We start from the raw sequence: 19273 nt of genomic DNA on the forward strand, positions 1-19273 counted from the left end.
AAACCTTCTCAGCGCGGCCCATGTTCTGATAGACGGAACTCGACCCTGCACCCGACGCCCCGAAGGACCGCTGCGCCTTCGGGGCGTCGCCCATTTCGGCGCCTGTGGAAAAGCTCGGGGCGGGATGGGGGCAATCGGTGGGGAGGAGATGCACGGATGATGAGAATGATGGAGCGCCGCGGCCAGCGGCCCCAGAGGATCGAGCCTCCCATCGTCGCCGGACGGGTACCGCCGCACGACCTCGACGCCGAGGCGGCGGTGCTGTCGGCCATCCTGCTGCACCGCGACGCGCTCGATCGGGTGCTCGAGATCCTGAAGGCGGACCATTTCTACAGCGAGGCGAACAGCCGCATCTACGAGGCCGCGCAGGAGCTCGCGTCCGGCGGCACGCCGATCGACATCGTCTCGGTCGCCTCCTGGCTGCGCGACCGGGAGCGCCTCGCCCAGGTGGGCGGCGCGGCGTACCTCGCCCAGCTCGCGGACGCGACGCCGGCGGTCGCGCACGTCGGCGCGCACGCGCGCGTCGTCTACGAGAAGTGGCGCGTGCGCCAGCTCATCGCCACGTGCCAGCGCGTCGCGGCCGAGGGGTACGGCGACGTCGGCGTGGTGCAGGAGTTCATCGACGGCGCGGAGCAGGCGGTCTACCAGCTCGCGCGCACGCCCCAGGGGACGTCGACGCAGCCGATCGCCCAGGTGCTCAAGGCCGCGTTCGAGCAGATCACCGCGGCCGCGGAGCGCGGCGATCGCATCACGGGCATCTCTACCGGGTTCGAGAAGCTCGACGCCAAGACGGCCGGCCTGCACGACGGCGACCTCTCGATCGTCGCCGCGCGCCCCGGTATGGGCAAGACGTCGTTCGTCCTCAACCTCGCCGTGAACGTGGCGTCGCCGCGCACGGTGAGCTCCCCGGGCCCCGACCAGGCGGGGCACGGCATCGAGCGGCACGAGCCCGGCTTCGGCGCCGCCGTCTTCTCGCTCGAGATGCCGCGCGAGCAGCTCGCCACACGTATGGTGTGCAGCGAGGGCCGCGTCGACGTCGGCAAGCTCCGCCAGGGCTTCCTGCAGCCGGACGACTGGCGCCGCCTGACCGAGGCCGCGTCCTTCCTGTCGACCCTGCCCATCTGGATCGACGACACGCCGGCGATCAGCCTGCTCGAGCTGCGCGCCAAGGTGCGGCGCATCCAGGCCGAGTACGACCGGCCGCCCAGCGACGGCAACTCGGGGCGGCGCGTCGGGCTCGTCGTCATCGACTACCTGCAGCTCATGAAGGGGCGGGACGGCGTGAGCAGCCGCGAGCAGGAGATCAGCGAGATCTCCCGCGGGCTCAAGCAGCTCGCGAAGGAGCTCAAGGTCGCGGTCATCGCGCTCTCCCAGCTGAACCGCGCGGTCGAGACCCGGACCACCAAGGACAAGCGCCCTCAGCTGTCGGACCTCCGCGAGTCGGGCGCCATCGAGCAGGACGCCGACAACATCATCTTCATCTACCGCGACGAGTACTACAACCCGGAGACCACCAACCACAAAGGCATCGCGGAGCTCATCGTCGCCAAGCAGCGCAACGGGCCGACGGGCAAGGTGCTCACGCGGTTCACCTCGTCGTGCACCCGGTTCGACAACCTCGCGCCCGGCGATTACCCGGACATGGTGGACGACGAGTAGCCCGGCATGTCCGTCTGGTACGTCCCCGCCCTCCTCGCCGCGGTCTGCATGGCCGGGCATTACCTGATGCTGCGCGCGGCGGCGGGCCGCGTCGGCGACGCCCTCGGCGCGCTGTGCATCGAGGCCACCGCGGCCGCCGGGATCCTCGCCTTTCTCGTCCTCCGCCCGGGCGCGGAGGCGCCTCCGACGGCGCAGGGGGTGCTCTGGGCGTGCGCCTCCGGCCTGTTCATCAGCGGCGTGACCACGCTCGTCTTCACCGCGCTGCGGTTGGGCGGCCCGGTGTCCGCGACCGGGCCGATGGTGTTCGCCGGCGGCGTGGCGCTCGCCGCGCTCTTCGCGCCGCTGCTCTTCGGCGAGGCGTTCACCGCCCGCCGCGCGCTCGGCGTCTGCCTGGGGATCGCCTCCCTCGTCGTCCTCGCCACCGAGCGCTCCTGACCCAAGCGGCGCCGCGGCCGCGCATCGGAACAGGACCGATGATCCGCCCGATCGAGATGCCCCGTCGCTCCCCCGCCAGCCCTTCGCGCGCGCCTCGCGCGACGCGGCGCGCCGGGCTCGTCGCGCTCGCGCTCGCCGCGGGCGCCTGCGCGCCGCCGGTGCAGGGGGGCAGCGTCGCCGTGTCCTCCGGCGCGGCCGAGCGGCTCGGCATGCTCTGCCGGTGGGGGCACGGCGGCGGCGAGCAGGGAGAGCTCTGCCCGGGCGACGCGGTCGCGGCTCGGCCGGCGCGCGTCCGGCGGATCACGGCGCCCGCGGACGCGCTCTCGGGGCCGCTCGCGGCGGGGCGGCCGGGCGACTACCTGCTCGAGAACGACGAGGTCGCGGTGGTGGTCGAGCAGCTGGGCCCGGGGACGGGCCTCGCCGAGGGCGGCGGCAACCTCATCGACGCGGCGGACGCGCGGGAGCGGAGCGACGAGCTCGGGCAGATCGTCCCGCGGCTCGGCGCGCCGCCGCGGCAGGTGATCTACCGCGACATCGCGACGGGCGCCGGCGAGGGCGGCGCGGCGTGGATCGAGGCGCGCGGCGAGGTGCGCGGGCGCGAGCTCGAGGGCGGCGCGCTCTCCGTCACCACCCGCTACACGCTCGCGGCGAGCGGCCGCGCGGTCGTGATCGCGACGTCGCTCCAGAACGACGGCGACCGCCCGGTCGAGGCGCTCGATCTCGGCGACGTCGTCCACTGGGGCGCCGCGGAGCACGTCGCGCCCGGCGCGGCGCCTGGGCTCCGCGGCGAGCGCGAGGCGCCGTACCTGGCCGGCGTCGGGTCCCGCGTCGCGTACGCGCTCGTCCCGGCGGGCGGCGCTCTAATCCACGCGCGCGGCGGCGCGGGCTTCAGCGACGCGACGTTCGCGCGGCAGGCCGCGCTGCCGCCGGGCGGGCGCGCCGCGTACCAGCGGATCCTCGCGATCGCGCCCCGCGGCGACGCGCTCGCCGTCGCGACGGAGCTCTTCTTCCTCGGCGGGGGCGCGCCCGGCGGCGTCGCGCTCGAGCTCGTGGACGCCCGCGGCGCGCCGCTCCGGCCCATGGCCGGCCGGGCCACGCTGACGCCGGTCGCCGAGGAGGGCGCCGCGCCGGCCGCCGGCGCGCTCGACCTGTGGTTGCGGACCGGCGAGCGCGAGCCGCTCACCGTCGAGGCGCCGCCCGGCCTCTACCTCGTCGGCTTCGAGGGGAGCGGCCGCCGCGCGCTGGGGACCGCGCGGGTCCGGATCCGCGCCGGCGAGATCGCCCCGGCGCGGCTCGCGCTCTCCGGCGTCGGCCAGCTCGATCTCCGGGTGGAGGAGCGCGGCGCTCCGGCGCCCGCCGCGGCCCCGGCGCCCGCCGCGGCCCTGGATCTCCTCGGCCCGCTCACGCCGGCGAAGGTCAGCTTCTTCGACGCCGCGACCGGCAAGGCCGTATCGCCGCCGCGGCTCGCGCTCGCGGGCGAGCTCCATCTTCCCCTGCCGCCCGGGCGCATCCGGGTCGTCGCCTCGCGCGGGCCCGAGTACGCGCTGGCCGAGGCGACGGTCGACATCGCTGAAGGCGCCCGGTCGCCGCTCGCGCTGACGCTCCAGCGGGTGGTCGACACGTCGGGCTACATCGCGTGCGACCTCCGGCAGCACACCGCGCGGAGCGCCGACGCGGGCGTCCCCTCGGCCGTGCGGCTCGCCTGGAGCGCGGCGGAGGGCGTGGAGTGCGCCGTGGCGACCGAGCACAACCTCGCCGCCGATCTCCAGCCGGACGTGGCCGCCCTGCAGCTCGACGCGCAGCTGCGCATGCTGCCGGGCGTGGAGCTCACGCGGGGCCGGGGCGGCGCCGGGCTCGGGAGCCTCAGCGTGTTCCCGCTCGGCGGAGCGGCGGCCGCGCCCCGAGAGGGCGCGCTGCGGTGGGTCGGCGAGACCGCGGGCGAGCTGCTCCGCGAGGTGCGCGCGCTGCCCGGCGAGCGCGTCGTCCAGGTGAGCCGGTACCACGGCGGCGGTTCGCCGCTGCACGGCCCCGGAGCGCCGCAGGGGGCGCCGGAGGAGGGGGCGCGCGAGCTCGCGCAGATCGTCGGGGACGGCGGCGGCGCGGATGCGCTCGAGGTGTGGACCGGGCGCGAGGTGGCCGCGCGGGACCGGGCGCTGGAGGAGCTCTGGGCGCTGCTCCGCGCGTCCCGCCCGGTCACGCCCACGGCGACGAGCGACACGCACGGGCTGCACGGCGCGGAGGCGGGGACGCCGCGCACGTACGTCGCGGTGGCCGGCGACGATCCAGGGCGGCTCGACGTGGGGGACCTCGTCGCGGGCCTGCGGCGGCGGCGCGACGTCGTGATCACGAACGGGCCGTTCGTGACGATGCGCCTCGGCGAGGCGCGCCAGGGGGGCGTCGCCTCGGCGCGGCGCGGGGCGCGCGGGGGGCCGCCGACGCTCTCGATCCGGGTCGAGCGCGCGCCCTGGGTCGACGCGCGCGAGCTGCACGTGCTGGTGGGCGGCGTCGCGAGCGGGGCGCCGATCCCGCTGGAGGGCGCGCGCACCACGGCTGCGGGCGCGCTCGTCGATGAGATCGAGATCCCGGTGGTGCTTGGAACGGGCGGCGGGCGAGGGCCGGCGCGGCCGGGCGCCCGCGTCGGCGGGGCGGGCGGTGGCGGGCGGCCTGGGCAGGGCGCGCGCGGCGCGATCGCCGTCGCCGAGGACACGTTCGTGGTCGCGATCGTCCGGGGGCGGCGGCCGCTCGAGCCGGTGCTCGCCGGCGAGCCGGACGAGATCCTGCCGTTCGCCATGACGGCGCCGCTCTGGATCGACGCCGACGGCGACGGTCGCTCCCTCGGCCGCGCCGCGGCGCCGTGAGCGGGGCGAGGTGGGCTCATCCGCTGGTCGCGGGCCGGAGGCGCACCGCTCGTTGTGACCAGAGCTCGATGAGCTCGGCGATCACCGCCTCCCGGTCCGCCACGTCATCGAGCAGCTCGCCGAGCCGCTTCTGGCCGTCCGCGCGCGACAGGACCTCGAACACCGCGGCAGACACAGGGTACGTGGCCTCGTTGTAGGTCGTGGCGAGGGCGCGCTCCAGCGCGTATCCGCCCGGCGTCCGGCCCCGCACCGAGATCAGCTTGATGAACGCCGGTAATTCGGGGACGAGCGCCGCGTAGGCCGTGAGCGGCACAGGCCTCTTGCGGACGAGGTAGTCGCCCACGACCAGGCAGTCGAGCCGCGTGGTGAGAAAGCACGTCACGCAGTCGTCGACCGAGTCGACGATCGGCTCGGCATTGTTGTTGAAGGACGTGTTGAGCACCACCGGTACGCCGGTGATGTCGCCGAAGGCCCGGATGAGCCGCCAGAACCGCTCGTTGGTGCGCTCCGACACCGTCTGGACCCGCGCGGTCCCGTTCACGTGAGTGACGGCGCCGAGGAGCTGCCGCTTGTCCTCGTGGACCGGCACCGTGAAGATCATGAAGGGCATGGCCTCGGCCCCGCCGAGGTCGAAATACTCGTGCGCGGCCTCCTCGATGACGGACGGGGCGAAGGGCCGGAACTCCTCGCGCTTCTTGACCATCGCGTTGATGATATCCTTGTTCTCCGCCGGCCTGGGATCCGCCACGATGCTGCGGTTGCCCAGCGCGCGCGGGCCGAACTCGGAGCGGCCCTGCGCCCACCCGATCACGCTCCCCTCCGCGATCAGCTCGGCGGCGGTCCTCGGGGCGTCGGCGAGCTCCTCCACCGTGACGAGATCACGCCACGCCTCGAGCGCCTGGCCCACCTCGTCCCGCGCGCCGAGCGGCGTGCCCCAGTACAGGTGCTCGATCGCAGGAGGCCTCCGGCCCGGGGCCTCTCGCATGTGCACGGCCACGGCGGCGCCGAGGGCACAGCCGGCGTCGTGCGCGGCCGGCTGCACGAACACCCGCTCGAACAGGCCCGATCGGAGGATCTTGCCGTTCATCGTGCAGTTGTGGGCGACTCCCCCCGAGAGGCAGAGGTTCTCCTGCCCGGTCTCGCGGCGGAAGTAGCCCAGGCAGTGGAGGACGATGGTCTCGAGCGCCTCCTGGAGCGCGGCGGCGACATCCTTGTGAACCTGGGTGATCGCCTCCCCCGGAGCGCGCGGCAAGAGCACGTCGTGGAGGCCGAGGATCCTGTCGAAGTCGACGGCCCACGCGCCCTCCGGGAGCAGCGTGACCATCCTCTGGAACAGCGCGCGGTACCTGCTCGGATCGCCGTACGGGGCGAGCCCCATCACCTTGTATTCGTCGAAGAGGCCATAGCCGAGGAACCGGATCGTCTGGACGTAGAACATGCCCAGCGAGTCCCGCTCGGGGATGTCTCTCAACGGCTCGAGCTTGCTGCCAGAGCCGATGGATACCGATCCCGACTCGCCGTCGCCACAGCCGTCCAGCGTCAGCACCAGGCTGTCGTCGAACCCCGAGCAGAAAAACGCGCTCGCCGCGTGGGCGGTGTGGTGCTTGACGAACCGGATGCGCGCGGGGGGGAGCTCGACGCCGAACTCGGCGCGCAAGAGCTGCCGCATGACGTCGCGCGCCGTGCGCGCCTCGGGGCCGATGGGGAGGAGCCCCCGCTTCAGCTGGTCGTCGCACCACGCCTCGCTGATGTAGAAACAGACGGCATCGATGTCGTCGAGCCGGAGCCCCTGCCCCTCGACGCAGAAGCGCATCGCCTGGAGAGGGGCCTTGTTCGAATGCTTGAGGCGGCTCAGGCGTTCCTGCTCGATCGCCGCGACGACCTCCCCGTCCTCGAGGAGGACGGCCGCGCCGTCGTGCGCCGAGATCGCGTTGAACGCCGGTCGTGGATATCCCAGGTGATCCGGCTCGTGCCCGCCGCTGATGCCAAGAACTCGCATGGCGGACCATGGATCGCAGATCCGTGTCTGTCGACCGCCGGAGACGACCCTGAGCCGGTGTCAGAGAGAACGTGCAAACGTACAGCGATGATGTGTCGAGTAATGTCACGTTCTGTGAAGAAGTGCTAAGCGAATGGCCGGCGAGCGGCGTCCGCGCCGGGTAAACCGCTGGACAGGGCCTGCTCCGCGTGTCATCAACTCCGCCGGCCGCCAAAACGGCCGTCCGAGACACGATATCTTCGCCTGACTGCAGGGGACGAGCATTGGCCCCTGGCACTCGTTGTGACAGTTTGCGCGCTCAACGGACACTTCGAGGCGCGTCGCTGCGCCGCCGTCGCTGCGCCCCGGCTCCGCGCTGGAGCAAGGACGGGCGCGGTCTCGTGAGCTGGCGCGGCCTCAGTGAAAGGACCTGCTCGTGACACGTGGCATGACTCCTCCCGGCCATGACGCGCGGCGCTCCGCGCCTCGCGAGGCGCCGGGCGCGCCGGGCGACGTCGCGTCGCTCCCTGAGCTGCTCGCTCGTCGCGCCGAGGAGCGCGGCGGCGCGCCAGCCTATCTCTATTTACAAGAGGGCGAGGCGGAGACCTCGACGCTCACGTTCGACGCGCTCTACGCGCGCGCGAGGGCGATCGCCGCCTTCCTCCGGCGGCGCTACCCTCCGAGGAGCCGGGTCCTCCTCCTGTTTGCCCCGGGGCTGGAGTTCATCGAGGCGTTCTTCGGGTGCCTCTGGGCGGAGATGGTGGCCATACCCACCTCGCTCCCGCGGCCGAACCAGGCGGAGTCCCGGTTCGACGCCATCGCCGCGGACTGCGCGCCCGCGTGCGCGCTCACCGGGGGGAACGCGCTGCGCGAGCGGAGCCGCTCCACGTCGCGGGCCGGGGTGCCCGTCCACGCGCTGGGCGAGATCTCTCGAGAGGACGTGCAGGGCGCGGGCTGGCCGCGCTGTGCGCCCGGGGACGTCGCGTACCTGCAATACACCTCCGGCTCGACCTCGAGCCCGAAGGGGGTGATGGTGAGCCATCACAACGCCCTTCAGAACTGCCGCATGCTCGCGGCCGGCTTCGGGCTGGAGGAGGGCGACACCTTCGTCACCTGGCTACCCCACTTCCACGACATGGGCCTGGTTTACGGCCTCGTGATACCGCTGTTCCTGGGCGGCAGGTGCTATGTCATGCCGCCTGCGGCGTTCCTCTTCCGCCCCCTGCGCTGGCTCGAGGCGATCTCGCGCTACCGCGCGCACCACAGCGCGGCCCCGAACTTCGCCTTCGACCTGTGCGTGGCGAGCTCGACGCCGGAGCAGCGCGCCCGGCTCGATCTCTCGTCCTGGAAGACGGTCATCAACGGCGCCGAGCCCGTCCGCGCGCGGACCCTCTCGCGGTTCGTCGACGCCTTCGCGCCGTGCGGGCTGAGGCCCGATGTCCTGCGGCCTGGCTACGGCCTCGCCGAGGCGACCCTGGGGGTCTCCTGCGTGCCGAGGCGCCCGTCGCCGCGCGTCCTGTCGGTGAGCGCCGCGGGGCTGCAAGAGGGGCGGGTGCGCGCGTGCCCCCCTGCGGACCCGGACGCGCAGGAGCTCGTGAGCTGCGGCGCGCCCATGCCCGGCGTGCGCGTCGCGATCGTCGATCCGAGCAGCGGAGAGCCCGCGCCCGACAGGCAGGTCGGCGAGGTGTGGGTCGCGGGCGACGCGGTGGTGAGCGGCTACTGGCAGAACGAGCAGGCCACCCGCGCGTCGTTCGGCGCGCGGCTGCGCGGCGGCGACGGGCCACCTTTCCTGCGCACCGGGGATCTCGGGATCATCCACGAAGGGGAGCTGTTCGTCACCGGGCGAATCAAGGACATCATCATCGTCCGGGGCCGCAACTACTATCCACAGGACATCGAGCTCGCGGTCGCCGGCGCCCACGAGGCGTTCGCGCCCGACGGGGGCGCAGCCTTCTCCGTGAGCCCCGAGGACGGCATCCGCCTGCCCGCCGATGAGCCGGAGGCGCTCGTCGTCTGTCAGGAGCTCAAGCGCGGTCAGCGCGGGCTCGACCTCGAGGAGCTCGCGCGCGCCGCGCGGCGCGCCGTGGCGCAGCAGTTCGGCCTGCCCGTGGCGGCGGTCGTCCTCCTCGGCCCGCGCCGTATCCCCAAGACCACCAGCGGGAAGATCCAGCGGAGGGCGTGCAAGGCGGCGTTCCTGCGCGGCGAGCTGGAGACGCTCGGGGTGTTCCAGGACGAGCGCGGGCGCGACGGGGAGCCCGGCGCGGCGCTCGCGCACGGCGGGCTCCCCGAGGGCAGCGCGAGCTCGACCCCGCTCCTGGAGGCGCTCGCCAGGGACGTCCTGCAGGTCGAGGCCACGCCGCTCGGCTGGGATGTGCCCCTCGTCGAGTACGGGCTCGACTCCCTGAAGGCGGTCCAGCTCGCGAACCGCCTCGCCCGGCTCAGCGGGGCGCAGATCTCGCCGGTGCGCCTGTTCGAGGGGATGACGCTCGCCGAGCTCCAGGCGCTGCTCGACCAGCACGGCGCGCCGGGCGGCCACGCGGCCGCGATCTCCATCGCGGGCCCGGATCGCGGCGATCCGCACGCCCCCTTTCCCCAGACCGAGGTGCAGCGCGCGTACCTTGTGGGGCGAGAGGAGAGCCTCGATCTCGGCGGCGTCGGCTGTCACGCCTACCTCGAGCTCGAGCGGGACGAGCTCGACCTCGACCGGTTCGAGCGAGCGTGGAACCGGGTGATCGAGCGGCACGACATGCTGCGGGCCGTCTTCTCCTCGGACGGCCTCCAGCGCGTGCAGCGGGCAGCGCCCGCCTTCCAGCTCACGGTGTGGGACCACCGCGCGGAGACGCCGGCCGGCGCCGAGCGGGCGGTCGAGGAGGTGCGGTCTCGGCTGTCGCACCGCGTGTTCGCGCCCGACGCGTGGCCGCTGTTCGAGGTGGGCGTGTCGCTCTTGCCGGACGGCCGCTGTCGCGTGCACCTCAACGTGGATCTCCTCGCGCTCGACGCATGGAGCGTCGGGATCCTCTCGCGCGATCTGGAGCTGTTGTACGAGCAGCCGGAGCTCCGGCTCCCCCCGCTCGGGGTGACCTTCAGGGACTGTGTCCTCGACGATGTCCGGCACAGGCAGACAGCGGCCTACGAGCGCTCGCTGGCGTACTGGCGCGAGCGGATGGCGAGCTTGCCGCCGGCGCCCGAGCTGCCGCTCGCGCGGAGCCCGCGGGACGTCACGCCGCCGCGCTTCGTGCGGCGAAGAGGGCGCCTCGCCCGGCCCGCGTGGGAGCAGATCAAGGAGCGGGCGAGAGCGCACCGGCTCACGCCGTCGGGCGCCTTGCTCGCCGCGTTCGCCCAGGTGCTCGGGAAGTGGAGCGCTCGCCCGGAGTTCGCGTTGACGCTGACGTCGTTCGAGCGGCCGCCGCTGCACGAGGACGTTTACGGGGTCGTCGGCGACTTCACCACGGTGGCGCTCCTCGGCTTCGACGTGGACCGACACCGGCCCTTCTGCGAGGTGGCCCGCGCCGCGCAGGACCAGATCTGGGGCGCGCTCGAGCACCGGCGCGTCGGGGCGATCCCCGCGCTGCGCGAGCGGAGGGCCCCGAACGTGCCCGTGGTGTTCACGAGCATGCTCGGCCAGGGAGGGCCGAGCTCGCGAGCGCCGTTCGCCTGGCTCGGCGAGGAGGTCGCCGGCATCAGCCAGACGCCGCAGGTGTGGTTCGATCATCAGGTCGTCGAGGACGGCGGCGATCTGACGTTCTCGTGGGACGTCGTGGACGCGCTCTTCCCCGAGGGAATGGTCGACGCGATGCTCGAGTCCTACCGGGACCTGCTCGACGAGCTGTCGCGCAGCGACGCGGCGTGGCGGCGCGCGGCGCAGGTGGCGCTCCCGCCCGCGCAGCGCGCGGTCCGCGAGGCGGTGAATCGGACGCGGAGCGCCGAGCCGGAGGCGCTCCTCCACACGATGTTCGCCCGCAGCGCGGCGAAGGACCCCGCGGCGCCCGCGGTCATCGCGCCCGAGGGGATCATCACCTTCGGGGAGCTCGATCGGCGGAGCAACGCCCTCGGCCGCGCGCTGCGCGCGCGCGGCGCGCGCCCGAACGCGCTCGTCGCCATCGCGACGGAGAAATGCGGGGCGCAGGCGCTCGGCGTCCTCGGCATCCTGAAGTCCGGGGCGGCCTACCTGCCCGTGGATCCGACGTGGCCGAGGGAGCGGGTGTGGAGGATCCTCGAGCAGGGCGAGGTGCAGATCGTGCTCACGCAGGCGCGGTTCGCGGAGCCGACCCGGTGGCCCGCGGGCGTTGTCGTGCTGCCGATCGACGCCCCCGACGGCGGGTCGGAGGACGCCTCGCCGCTCGACGTCGTGCAGGGGCCCGACGACCTCGCGTACGTCATCTTCACCTCGGGCTCCACCGGGACGCCGAAGGGGGTGGCGATCGAGCATCGCGGCGCCGCCAACACCATCGACGACGTGAACGCGCGGCTCGGCGTGCGCGCCTCGGATCGTATCCTGTCCCTCTCGTCGTTGACCTTCGATCTGTCGGTGTACGATCTCTTCGGGTCGTGGGCGGCGGGAGGCGCCGTGGTCCTGCCGCACCCGGCGCGCACGCGGGATCCGGGCCACTGGCACGAGGTGATGACCCGGCACGGCGTGACGCTGTGGAACACCGTCCCGGCGCTGATGCAGATGCTCGTCGAGGATCGCGCGCTCCGGGCCGACACCTCGGCGCCTCTGCGCGCGGTGCTCCTCAGCGGGGACTGGATCCCGGTCTCGCTCCCCGATCGCGTCCGCGAGGTGTTCCCGGGCGCTCGTGTCCTCAGCCTCGGAGGGGCCACCGAGGCGTCGATCTGGTCCATCGCTTATCCGATCGAGCGCGTCGACCCGGGCTGGAAGAGCATTCCTTACGGCAAGCCGCTGGCCAACCAGCGGTTTTACGTGCTCGACCGCTACATGAAAGCGTGTCCGGACTGGGTACCTGGCCGCCTCTACATCGGCGGCGTGGGCCTCGCGCGCGACTACTGGCGCGACGAGGAGAGGACCCGGGAACGCTTCGTGACGCACCCGGACACGGGAGAGCGCCTGTACTGGACCGGCGATCTGGGGCGCGCCCTTCCGGATGGAACCATCGAGTTCCTCGGGCGTGAGGACCTCCAGGTGAAGATTCAAGGGCACAGGATCGAGCTCGAGGAGATCGAGGCGACGCTGCTCAAGGCCCCCGGCGTCGGCAGCGCCGCCGCCGCGGTGGGGAGCACCGCGAGCGGGGGAAAGCGGCTCCTCGCGTTCGTCGCGCCGGCCCCGGGGCAGGCGGTCGACCTGGCCACGCTGCGCGGGTTCGTCGCGTCGAAGCTCCCCGACTACATGGTCCCGAGCGCGCTGATTCAGCTGCCTTGCTTGCCCCTCACCAGCAACGGCAAGGTCGACCGCGGCGCGCTGGCCGAGCCGGCGCGCGAGCGGAGCCCCGAAGAGCTGCTCCGCGCGCACGCGCGCGTGCGCGACGTGAGGCTCGAGCGGGCGATGGACGGGAGCGGCGCGTGGCTCGCCTACGTGGTCGCCCGGGAGAGCGGGCCGGCCCCGGCCGCCCCGCTGCTGCTCGATCCCATCGAGAAGGCGCTGCACAAGCTGAGCAAGCCGGCGCTGCGCGACGATCTCGCCGGGGCCGCGATCCCGCTCGGCTCCGGCGGGCCGGCGGACGATCGGCTGAGCGCCTTTGCCCGGCGGCGCAGCCATCGCCAGTTCCGGAGCGAGCCCGTCGCCTTCGAGCGCCTGGCCGGCATGCTGGCGCAGCTCGCTCAGGTGAGGCTGCCGGGGTATCCGATCCCCAAGCAGGCCTATGCCTCGGCCGGGGGCCTCTACCCGGTTCAGGTCTATCTCTACGCAAAGCCCGGCCGGATCGAGGGGGTCCCGGGCGGCACGTTCTACCATCACCCGGAGCGGCACGAGCTGGTCCCCATCGAGATCGGGGCGCACATCGACGGCTCCGCCCACGCGGGGCCCAACGCGCAGGCGTTCGAGAGCTCGGCCTTCAGCGTGTTCCTCGTGGCGGACCTCGGCGCGATCGAGCCGGTCTACGGCGCCCTGGCGCGGGATTTCTGCCTCATGGAGGCCGGGATCATCGCCCATCTGCTCGAGTCGTCGGCGCCGGATCAGAGCCTGGGCCTGTGCCAGATGGGCGGGTTCGATTTCGCGCCCGTGGCCCGCCTGTTCAAGGCCGGGCCCCGACACGAGTACCTGCACGGCCTCGTCGGCGGGGCCATCTCGCCCGCGGACACGACGATCGAGGCCCTCGCCCGCGATTCGGAGGCGCTGCGGGCGATGATCGACCTGGCGACGCGCGTCGCCGCGGAGCGGCCAGCGCGGCCCGCGGCTCCGCCGGAGCGCTCGCCCGAGCCGCTCGAGAGAGAGCTCTCGGCCTACCTCGCGGAGCGCTGGCAGGAGCGGCCGATCCGGGTGATCGTCGTCGATCGACTCCCCGGGTCGCCCCCGCCCGCGCGCGTCCCGGCGCACCGCGCGCACGCGGAGGGCGGGAGTCCGGCCGGGGCGGCTGTCGCGGAGGACGACGCGCTGGAGGGCGCGATCGCCCGCATCTGGGCCGAGGCGCTCAAGAGACCGGCCGTGGGTCGCGACGACAAGTTCTTCGAGCTCGGGGGCGACTCGCTCTTGCTCGTCGGGGTGGCGCGGGCCATCCGGGAGCGCCTCGGATACGACGTCGCCCTGGTGCACCTCTTCGAGCACCCGACCGTGGCCCGACAGGCAGCCTACCTGAGGACGCTCGCAGCGAAGGCGCCCCGGCCGGCCGGAGGCGGGGCGGGCGAGCCCGCGGCGCCGCGGGCGGCCGAGGACGCGAGGCTCGATGCGGTCGCGGAGCGCGCGCAGCGGCAGCGCGAGCGAGGCCTCGGGCGGCGCGCGCTCGCCGACGGGCAGGCCGCACGCCGGAACCGGCAGGAGGGGTGAGCGATGCGAGAGCTCGAGGAGCTTCGTGATGCCATCGCGATCATCGGGTTGAGCGGCCGGTTTCCGGAGGCGAACGATCCGGAGGCGTTCTTCCGGAACCTGTGTGAGGGCAAAGAGTCGATCGCTCGCTTCACCGACGAGGAGCTGCTCGCCGCCGGGGTCCCTCGGGCGCGCGTCGAGGATCCTCGGTACGTCAAGGCGCGGCCCTGCGTCGATGCCCCCGAGTGGTTCGACGCAGACTTCTTCGGATACAGCGATCGAGAAGCGCAGTGGATGGATCCGCAGCAGCGGCTGTTCCTCGAGTGCGCGCACGAGGCGCTCGAGCAGGCGGGCTACGACCCGGAGCGGTACGCTGGCTGGATTGGCGTCTTCGCCGGCGCCAACCTGAACAGCTACCTCCTCGAGCACCAGCGCGCGCTGCCGATCGAGCTCGACTCCGCCGAGGGGCTAGAGCTCCTCATCGCGAGCGAGAAGGACTACCTGGCGACGCGCGTCTCGTACAAGCTCAACCTCAAGGGCCCGAGCCTCACGATCCAGACGGCGTGCTCGACAGGGCTCGTCGCCGTCCACCAGGCGTGCCAGAGCCTGCGGGCCCTCGAGTGCGACATGGCGATCGCGGGCGCGGTCTCGCTCATGTTCCCGCAGCGCCGCGGGTACCTCTATGAGCGGGGCGGGCCCTGCTCCCCCGACGGCCGGTGCCGTCCGTTCGACGCCAGGGCAGCGGGCACCGTGTTCGGCGACGCGGCCGGCGCGGTGCTGCTCAAGCGGCTCGAGGACGCGCTCGATCAGGGGGACTTCATCCACGCGATCATCCTGGGCTCCGCGACGAACAACGATGGATCCGCGAAGGTCGGTTACACCGCCCCGAGCGTCGAGGGGCAGGCCTCGGTGATCACCATGGCGCACGCGGGAGCCGGCGTCCGCGCGGGCACCATCGAGTACATCGAGGCGCACGGGACCGGCACGTCGCTGGGCGATCCCATCGAGATCCGCGCCCTGGAGCAGGCGTTTCGGCGCGATCCCGGCCCGCTCGGCCGGTGCGCGCTGGGGTCGGTCAAGGCGAACATCGGGCACGCGAGCACGGCGGCGGGGATCGTCGGGCTCATCAAGGCGGTGCTGGCGCTCCGGAACGAGCAGATCCCGCCCACGATCCATTACGAGGCGCCGAACCCGGAGATCGCCCTCGACCGCACGCCGTTCTACGTGAACGCGGAGCTCCGCGCCTGGCCGAGGCGCAGCGCCCCCCGGCGGGCCGGCGTGAGCTCGTTCGGGATCGGGGGGACCAACGCGCACGTCGTCCTGCAGGAAGGCCCGCGCTACGAGGCTGCGCCCGGCGGGGAGAGCGAGGTCCTGGTCCTCTCGGCCCGGACCGATGAGGCGCTCTCTCTCCTGCGGTCGCGCCTCGCCGATCACCTGGAGCGCCACGGGGAGCTCTCCCTGCGCGACGTGGCGTTCACGCTGCTCGAGGGGAGGCGGCGCTTCTCGCGCCGCGCTCACGTCGTGGCCTCCTCGCTGCCCGACGCCGTCGCGCGGCTGCGGCGGGCGGGCGAGGGGCGAGCGGCGGGCGCCGAGGGCTCGGGCGTGGTGATGCTGTTCACCGGGCAGGGGAGCCAGCACCCGGGCATGGGCCGGTCGCTGTACGAGGAGCACGCGCTCGTCCGGCAGATCGTCGACGAATGCGCCGGGAAGCTGGAGCCGCTCCTCGGGCTCGACGTGCGCCGCGCGGCGTTCGACGGCTCGGCCGAGGAGCTCCGGAACACCGGGGTGGCCCAGCCCGCGCTGTTCGTGATCGAGTACGCCGTGGCGCGGTGGCTCGAGTCGCTGGGCGTCCGCCCGAGGGCGCTGCTCGGCCACAGCGTGGGCGAGCTCGTGGCGGCCTGCGTCGCGGGGGTGCTCTCGCTCGAGGACGCGCTGCGGGCGGTCGCGGCGCGGGCGCGGCTCATGCAGTCGCTGCCGCGCGGGGCGATGCTCGCGGTGTCGCTCTCGGCGCGGGCGGCGCTCGAGAGCCTGCCCGCGGAGCTGTCGCTGGCCGCGGTGAACGGGCCCGAGCTCTGCGTCGTGTCCGGCAGCGAGGCGGCCGTCGCGCAGTACGAGGCGCGGCTCCGCGCGCTCGGGGTGCACGGGCGGAGGCTGCAGACCTCCCACGCGTTCCACTCCCCCGCCACCGAGCCGATCCTGCGCGAGTTCCGCGACGTGATGGCCGGGCTCGCGCTGCGCGCGCCGCGGATACCCATCCTCTCGAACGTGACGGGCGAGCGGATGACGGACGAGATGGCGCGGAGCCCGCAGTACTGGGCGGACCACCTGCGGCGCGCCGTCCGGTTCGCGGACGGCGTGAGGACGCTGCTGCAGGGCGGGGAGCCGCAGCTGTTCGTGGAGGTCGGGCCGGGCTCGACCCTGTGCTCGCTGGTGCGCGCCCAGCTCCAGGGGGTGGAGGGCAGCGCGGCGGTCCCTGTCCTGCCCGGGCCCTCCGAGGCCGGGGCGGGCCGTCAGGTGCTGCTCGAGGCCCTGGGCGCGCTGTGGTCGCGCGGCGTCGACCTGCGCTGGGCGGAGGTGTTCCCGCGCGCGCAGGCGCGCCGCGTCGCGCTGCCGACCTATCCGTTCGAGCGCAGGCGCCACACCGTGGGCGCGGCGGCGTCCGAGCAGCCCGCGAGCGCGGCGGAGCGGGAGGCCCCCCGGAGCGCGGGGGGCGCGCGGCTGTCGCGGCTGCGGTGGTCGCGCCTCCTGGAGCCGGCGCAGCCCGCGTCGGCGTCCGAGCGGGCGCGCGAGCAGCCGTGGCTGCTCCTCGCCGACGAGCACGAGGGCGCGCGCGCGCTCCACGAGCAGCTCCGCGCCGCGGGCGTCCAGCTGCTGACCGTGCGGCCCGGGGCGGCCTTCGCGGAGCCGGACCGCGGCGCGTTCGTCGTGCGCCCCGACAGCGAGCGCGATTTCCGGGAGCTCTTCGCGGCGCTCGGCGGACGAGGCCTCGCCCCCCGCCGCATCGTTCACCTGTGGAGCGCGCTGCGAGGCCCGGGCGCGGGCGCCGACGAGGCCATGCAGCGGGGCCTGCTCAGCGTGTGCGCCCTGGCGCGGAGCCTCGCCGACGCCCCGAAGGCGGCGGACATCGAGCTCACCGTCGTGACCCGGGAGGCGCACGCGGTCGCCGGCGAGGCGAGGCACGCGCCCGACGAGGCGGCCCTCATCGGCCTCTGCCGCAGCCTGCCGAACGAGGTCCCGGCGCTCCGCTGTCGCGTCGTCGACGTGGTCGCCCCGCAGGGCGGGGCGGCGAGCGCGCCGTGGGCCCGGGCGCTGGCCCGCGAGCTGTCGAGCGACGCGGAGCACGACCTCGTGCTCCTGCGCGGGCAGCAACGGTGGGTCCCGACGTTCGAGCCGATCGCCGGCGCGGCCGGCCCGTCGCTCCTGCGGGAGCGGGGCGTCTACGTGATCACGGGCGGCCTGGGCGGCATCGGGCTCTGCCTCGCCGAGCACCTCGCGCGCGCCCACGCGGCCAGGCTCGTGCTGGTCGGGCGAACGCCGCTCCCGCCTCGGCCCGCGTGGCGCCGCTACCGCGAGCGCGACGACGCGCGGGCCGCGGTCGCCGAGATCCTCGACGTCCTCGGGCGGCTCGAGGACGGCGGGGCAGAGCTCCTCGTCGCCGCCGCGGACGTGGCCGTGAAAGAGGACGTCGATCGCGTGTTCGCCGAGGCGAGGGCGCGCTTCGGGCGCATCGACGGCGTCTTCCACTGCGCCGGCATCCCGGGCGCAGGCCCGCTGCGCGGGAGGACGGACGACGAGGTCCTTCGGGTCCTGTCACCGAAGACCACGGGGGCGTGGAACCTCGCCGCGCAGCTCGCGCAGGAGCCGCACGCCTTCCTGGTGCTGTGCTCGTCGATATTTTCCCACCTCGGGGCGATCGGCCAGGCCGACTACGCCGCGGCGAACGCCTTCCTCGACGCGTTCGCCGGGGCGTACCACGACCTGACCGGCAACCCCGGGTTCGCCGTCGCCTGGGACGGCTGGGAGCAGGTCGGCATGGCGGCGAGGGCGGGGATCACCGCGGCGGCGCCGCTGCGGCCCGGGCCGGCGTCGACGAGCCGGGGGCCACACCCGCTCATCGACCGGGTCGAGGGCGCGGCGCCGGCGCCGCGAGCGTTCCACAAGACGTTCAGCCTGGCGCGCGACTGGACGGTGGCCGAGCACCGGATGCGGAAGGACGCGGTGGTGCCGGGCGCGGCGCTGATCGAGATGGCGCGGGCGGCGGCCGCGCTCACCGGGCTGCGCGCCGTGGCGATCCACGACCTTCGCTTCCACGCCCCCTGCCGGGTGGAGGACGGCGCGCCGCGGCCCGTTTGCCTCGCGATCCAGCAGAACGGGGCGCGGACCGATTTCTCCCTCGTCGTCCCGGGCCTGGACGGGCCCGAGGGCCGGATCGCGTCGGGCTCCTGGACCCGCGCGGAGGAGGCGCGCCGGGTCGTGGACGTCGCGTCGATCCGCGAGCGCTGCGCGACGGCGTCACCCGCGCGGCTGTTCGAGGCCGTGAACGCGAGCGGGCTCATGCAGTGGGGGCCCCGCTGGGACAGCCTCGAGTCGCTCCACACGGGGGTCGACGAGGCGCTCGCCGTCCTCTCCCTTCGACCGGAGTTCGCGCAGGACCTGTCCGAGGTCGGCTTGCATCCGGCACTGCTCGACGTGGCGACCGCCATCACCGCCGGGTTCGACCCTCGAGGGACCTATCTCCCCGTGGCGTACGGCCGCGTCGTGTGCCTCGCGCCCACGCCCGCAAGGCTGTTCAGCCATGCTCGCCTGCGCCGCCAGGACACCGTGCCCGGGCGCGCGCTCTCCGCGGACGTGACGCTGTTCGACGAGCAAGGGCGGGTCATCGCCGACATCGCGGGCTTCGTCCTGGAGCGCGTCCAGAGCGACGCCGTCGCCGCGCTCTCCGCTCCGGCGCGCAGGGCCGCGCAGGGCATCCGTACCGAGGACGGGATGCGGGCCATCGAGCAGGTGCTCTCGCTCGCCGGGCCCGAGCAGATCGTGGTGTCGCCTCACGAGCTCTCCCAGCTCGTCGAGCAGCAGCGCCGCGCCCGGATCGCGCCGCCCGCGGGTGCGCCGCGCGCCCTCGGGGACGACGAGCGGCCCCGCGACGAGATCGAGCGAGCGATCGCCGCGCAATGGGAGGAGCTGCTCGGCCGCCGGCCGATCGGCATCCACGACTCGTTCTTCGAGCTCGGCGGGCACTCGCTCCTGGCCGTCCAGGCCCTCTCGCGCATCAAGGAGGCCTTCGACATCGACCTCGCGACGCGCGACCTGTTCGAGGGGGCGACCGTCGCCCGGGTCGCGGAGAAGATCACGAGCGCTCTCGCCGAGCAGCTCGAGGCGCTCGAGCTGCTGACGAGCGGCGCCGCCCGCGCCGACGAACCGTCGTGA

General features: G+C 74.1%; 6 protein-coding genes. 5 read left to right on the forward strand and 1 reads right to left on the reverse strand.

The window, feature by feature from the left end; genetic code table 11:
• Positions 1 to 156 precede the first annotated feature (156 nt).
• The 3 genes from dnaB to WME83_RS40570 are packed head-to-tail and all read left to right on the forward strand — an operon-like array spanning position 157 to position 4952.
• On the forward strand, positions 157 to 1659 hold the full coding sequence (gene dnaB / locus WME83_RS40560; RefSeq protein WP_437315074.1) for a replicative DNA helicase: 1503 nt from the start codon (positions 157 to 159) through the stop codon (positions 1657 to 1659).
• A 6-nt stretch (positions 1660 to 1665) separates the two neighbouring features.
• Positions 1666 to 2094 (forward strand): hypothetical protein, encoded by a 429-nt coding sequence (locus WME83_RS40565; RefSeq protein ID WP_437315075.1) that lies wholly within the window; start codon positions 1666 to 1668, stop codon positions 2092 to 2094.
• A gap of 56 nt (positions 2095 to 2150) precedes the next feature.
• Positions 2151 to 4952: a CehA/McbA family metallohydrolase gene (locus WME83_RS40570; RefSeq protein ID WP_437315076.1), complete on the forward strand. Its 2802-nt coding sequence runs from the start codon at positions 2151 to 2153 to the stop codon at positions 4950 to 4952.
• Positions 4953 to 4968: 16 nt separating this feature from the next.
• Here the strand turns inward: WME83_RS40570 and WME83_RS40575 are convergent, their stop codons facing one another.
• Positions 4969 to 6951 (reverse strand): carbamoyltransferase family protein, encoded by a 1983-nt coding sequence (locus WME83_RS40575; protein ID WP_437315077.1) that lies wholly within the window; start codon positions 6949 to 6951, stop codon positions 4969 to 4971.
• A gap of 427 nt (positions 6952 to 7378) precedes the next feature.
• On the opposite strand from WME83_RS40575, the gene WME83_RS40580 reads away from it, so the two are divergent.
• Both WME83_RS40580 and WME83_RS40585 read left to right on the forward strand, forming a co-directional pair.
• The gene (locus WME83_RS40580; RefSeq protein ID WP_437322098.1) at positions 7379 to 13867 is read left to right on the forward strand and encodes an amino acid adenylation domain-containing protein; all 6489 of its coding nucleotides are present in this window, start codon (positions 7379 to 7381) and stop codon (positions 13865 to 13867) included.
• Between the two features lie 3 nt (positions 13868 to 13870).
• Complete coding sequence (locus WME83_RS40585; RefSeq protein WP_437315078.1) at positions 13871 to 19273, forward strand: SDR family NAD(P)-dependent oxidoreductase; 5403 nt, start codon at positions 13871 to 13873, stop codon at positions 19271 to 19273.

The sequence above is a fragment of the Sorangium sp. So ce385 genome (genome assembly GCF_051474135.1).
Classification (GTDB): domain Bacteria; phylum Myxococcota_A; class Polyangia; order Polyangiales; family Polyangiaceae; genus Sorangium; species Sorangium cellulosum_D.

Excerpts from the sequence above, each read along its gene's own strand:
- WME83_RS40570 (WP_437315076.1), top strand. The coding sequence starts at position 2,151 with ATGCCCCGTCGCTCCCCCGCCAGCCCTTCGCGCGCGCCTCGCGCGACG.
- WME83_RS40585 (WP_437315078.1), top strand. The coding sequence starts at position 13,871 with ATGCGAGAGCTCGAGGAGCTTCGTGATGCCATCGCGATCATCGGGTTG.
- WME83_RS40575 (WP_437315077.1), bottom strand. The coding sequence starts at position 6,951 with ATGCGAGTTCTTGGCATCAGCGGCGGGCACGAGCCGGATCACCTGGGA.
- WME83_RS40565 (WP_437315075.1), top strand. The coding sequence starts at position 1,666 with ATGTCCGTCTGGTACGTCCCCGCCCTCCTCGCCGCGGTCTGCATGGCC.
- dnaB (WP_437315074.1), top strand. The coding sequence starts at position 157 with ATGATGAGAATGATGGAGCGCCGCGGCCAGCGGCCCCAGAGGATCGAG.
- WME83_RS40580 (WP_437322098.1), top strand. The coding sequence starts at position 7,379 with ATGACTCCTCCCGGCCATGACGCGCGGCGCTCCGCGCCTCGCGAGGCG.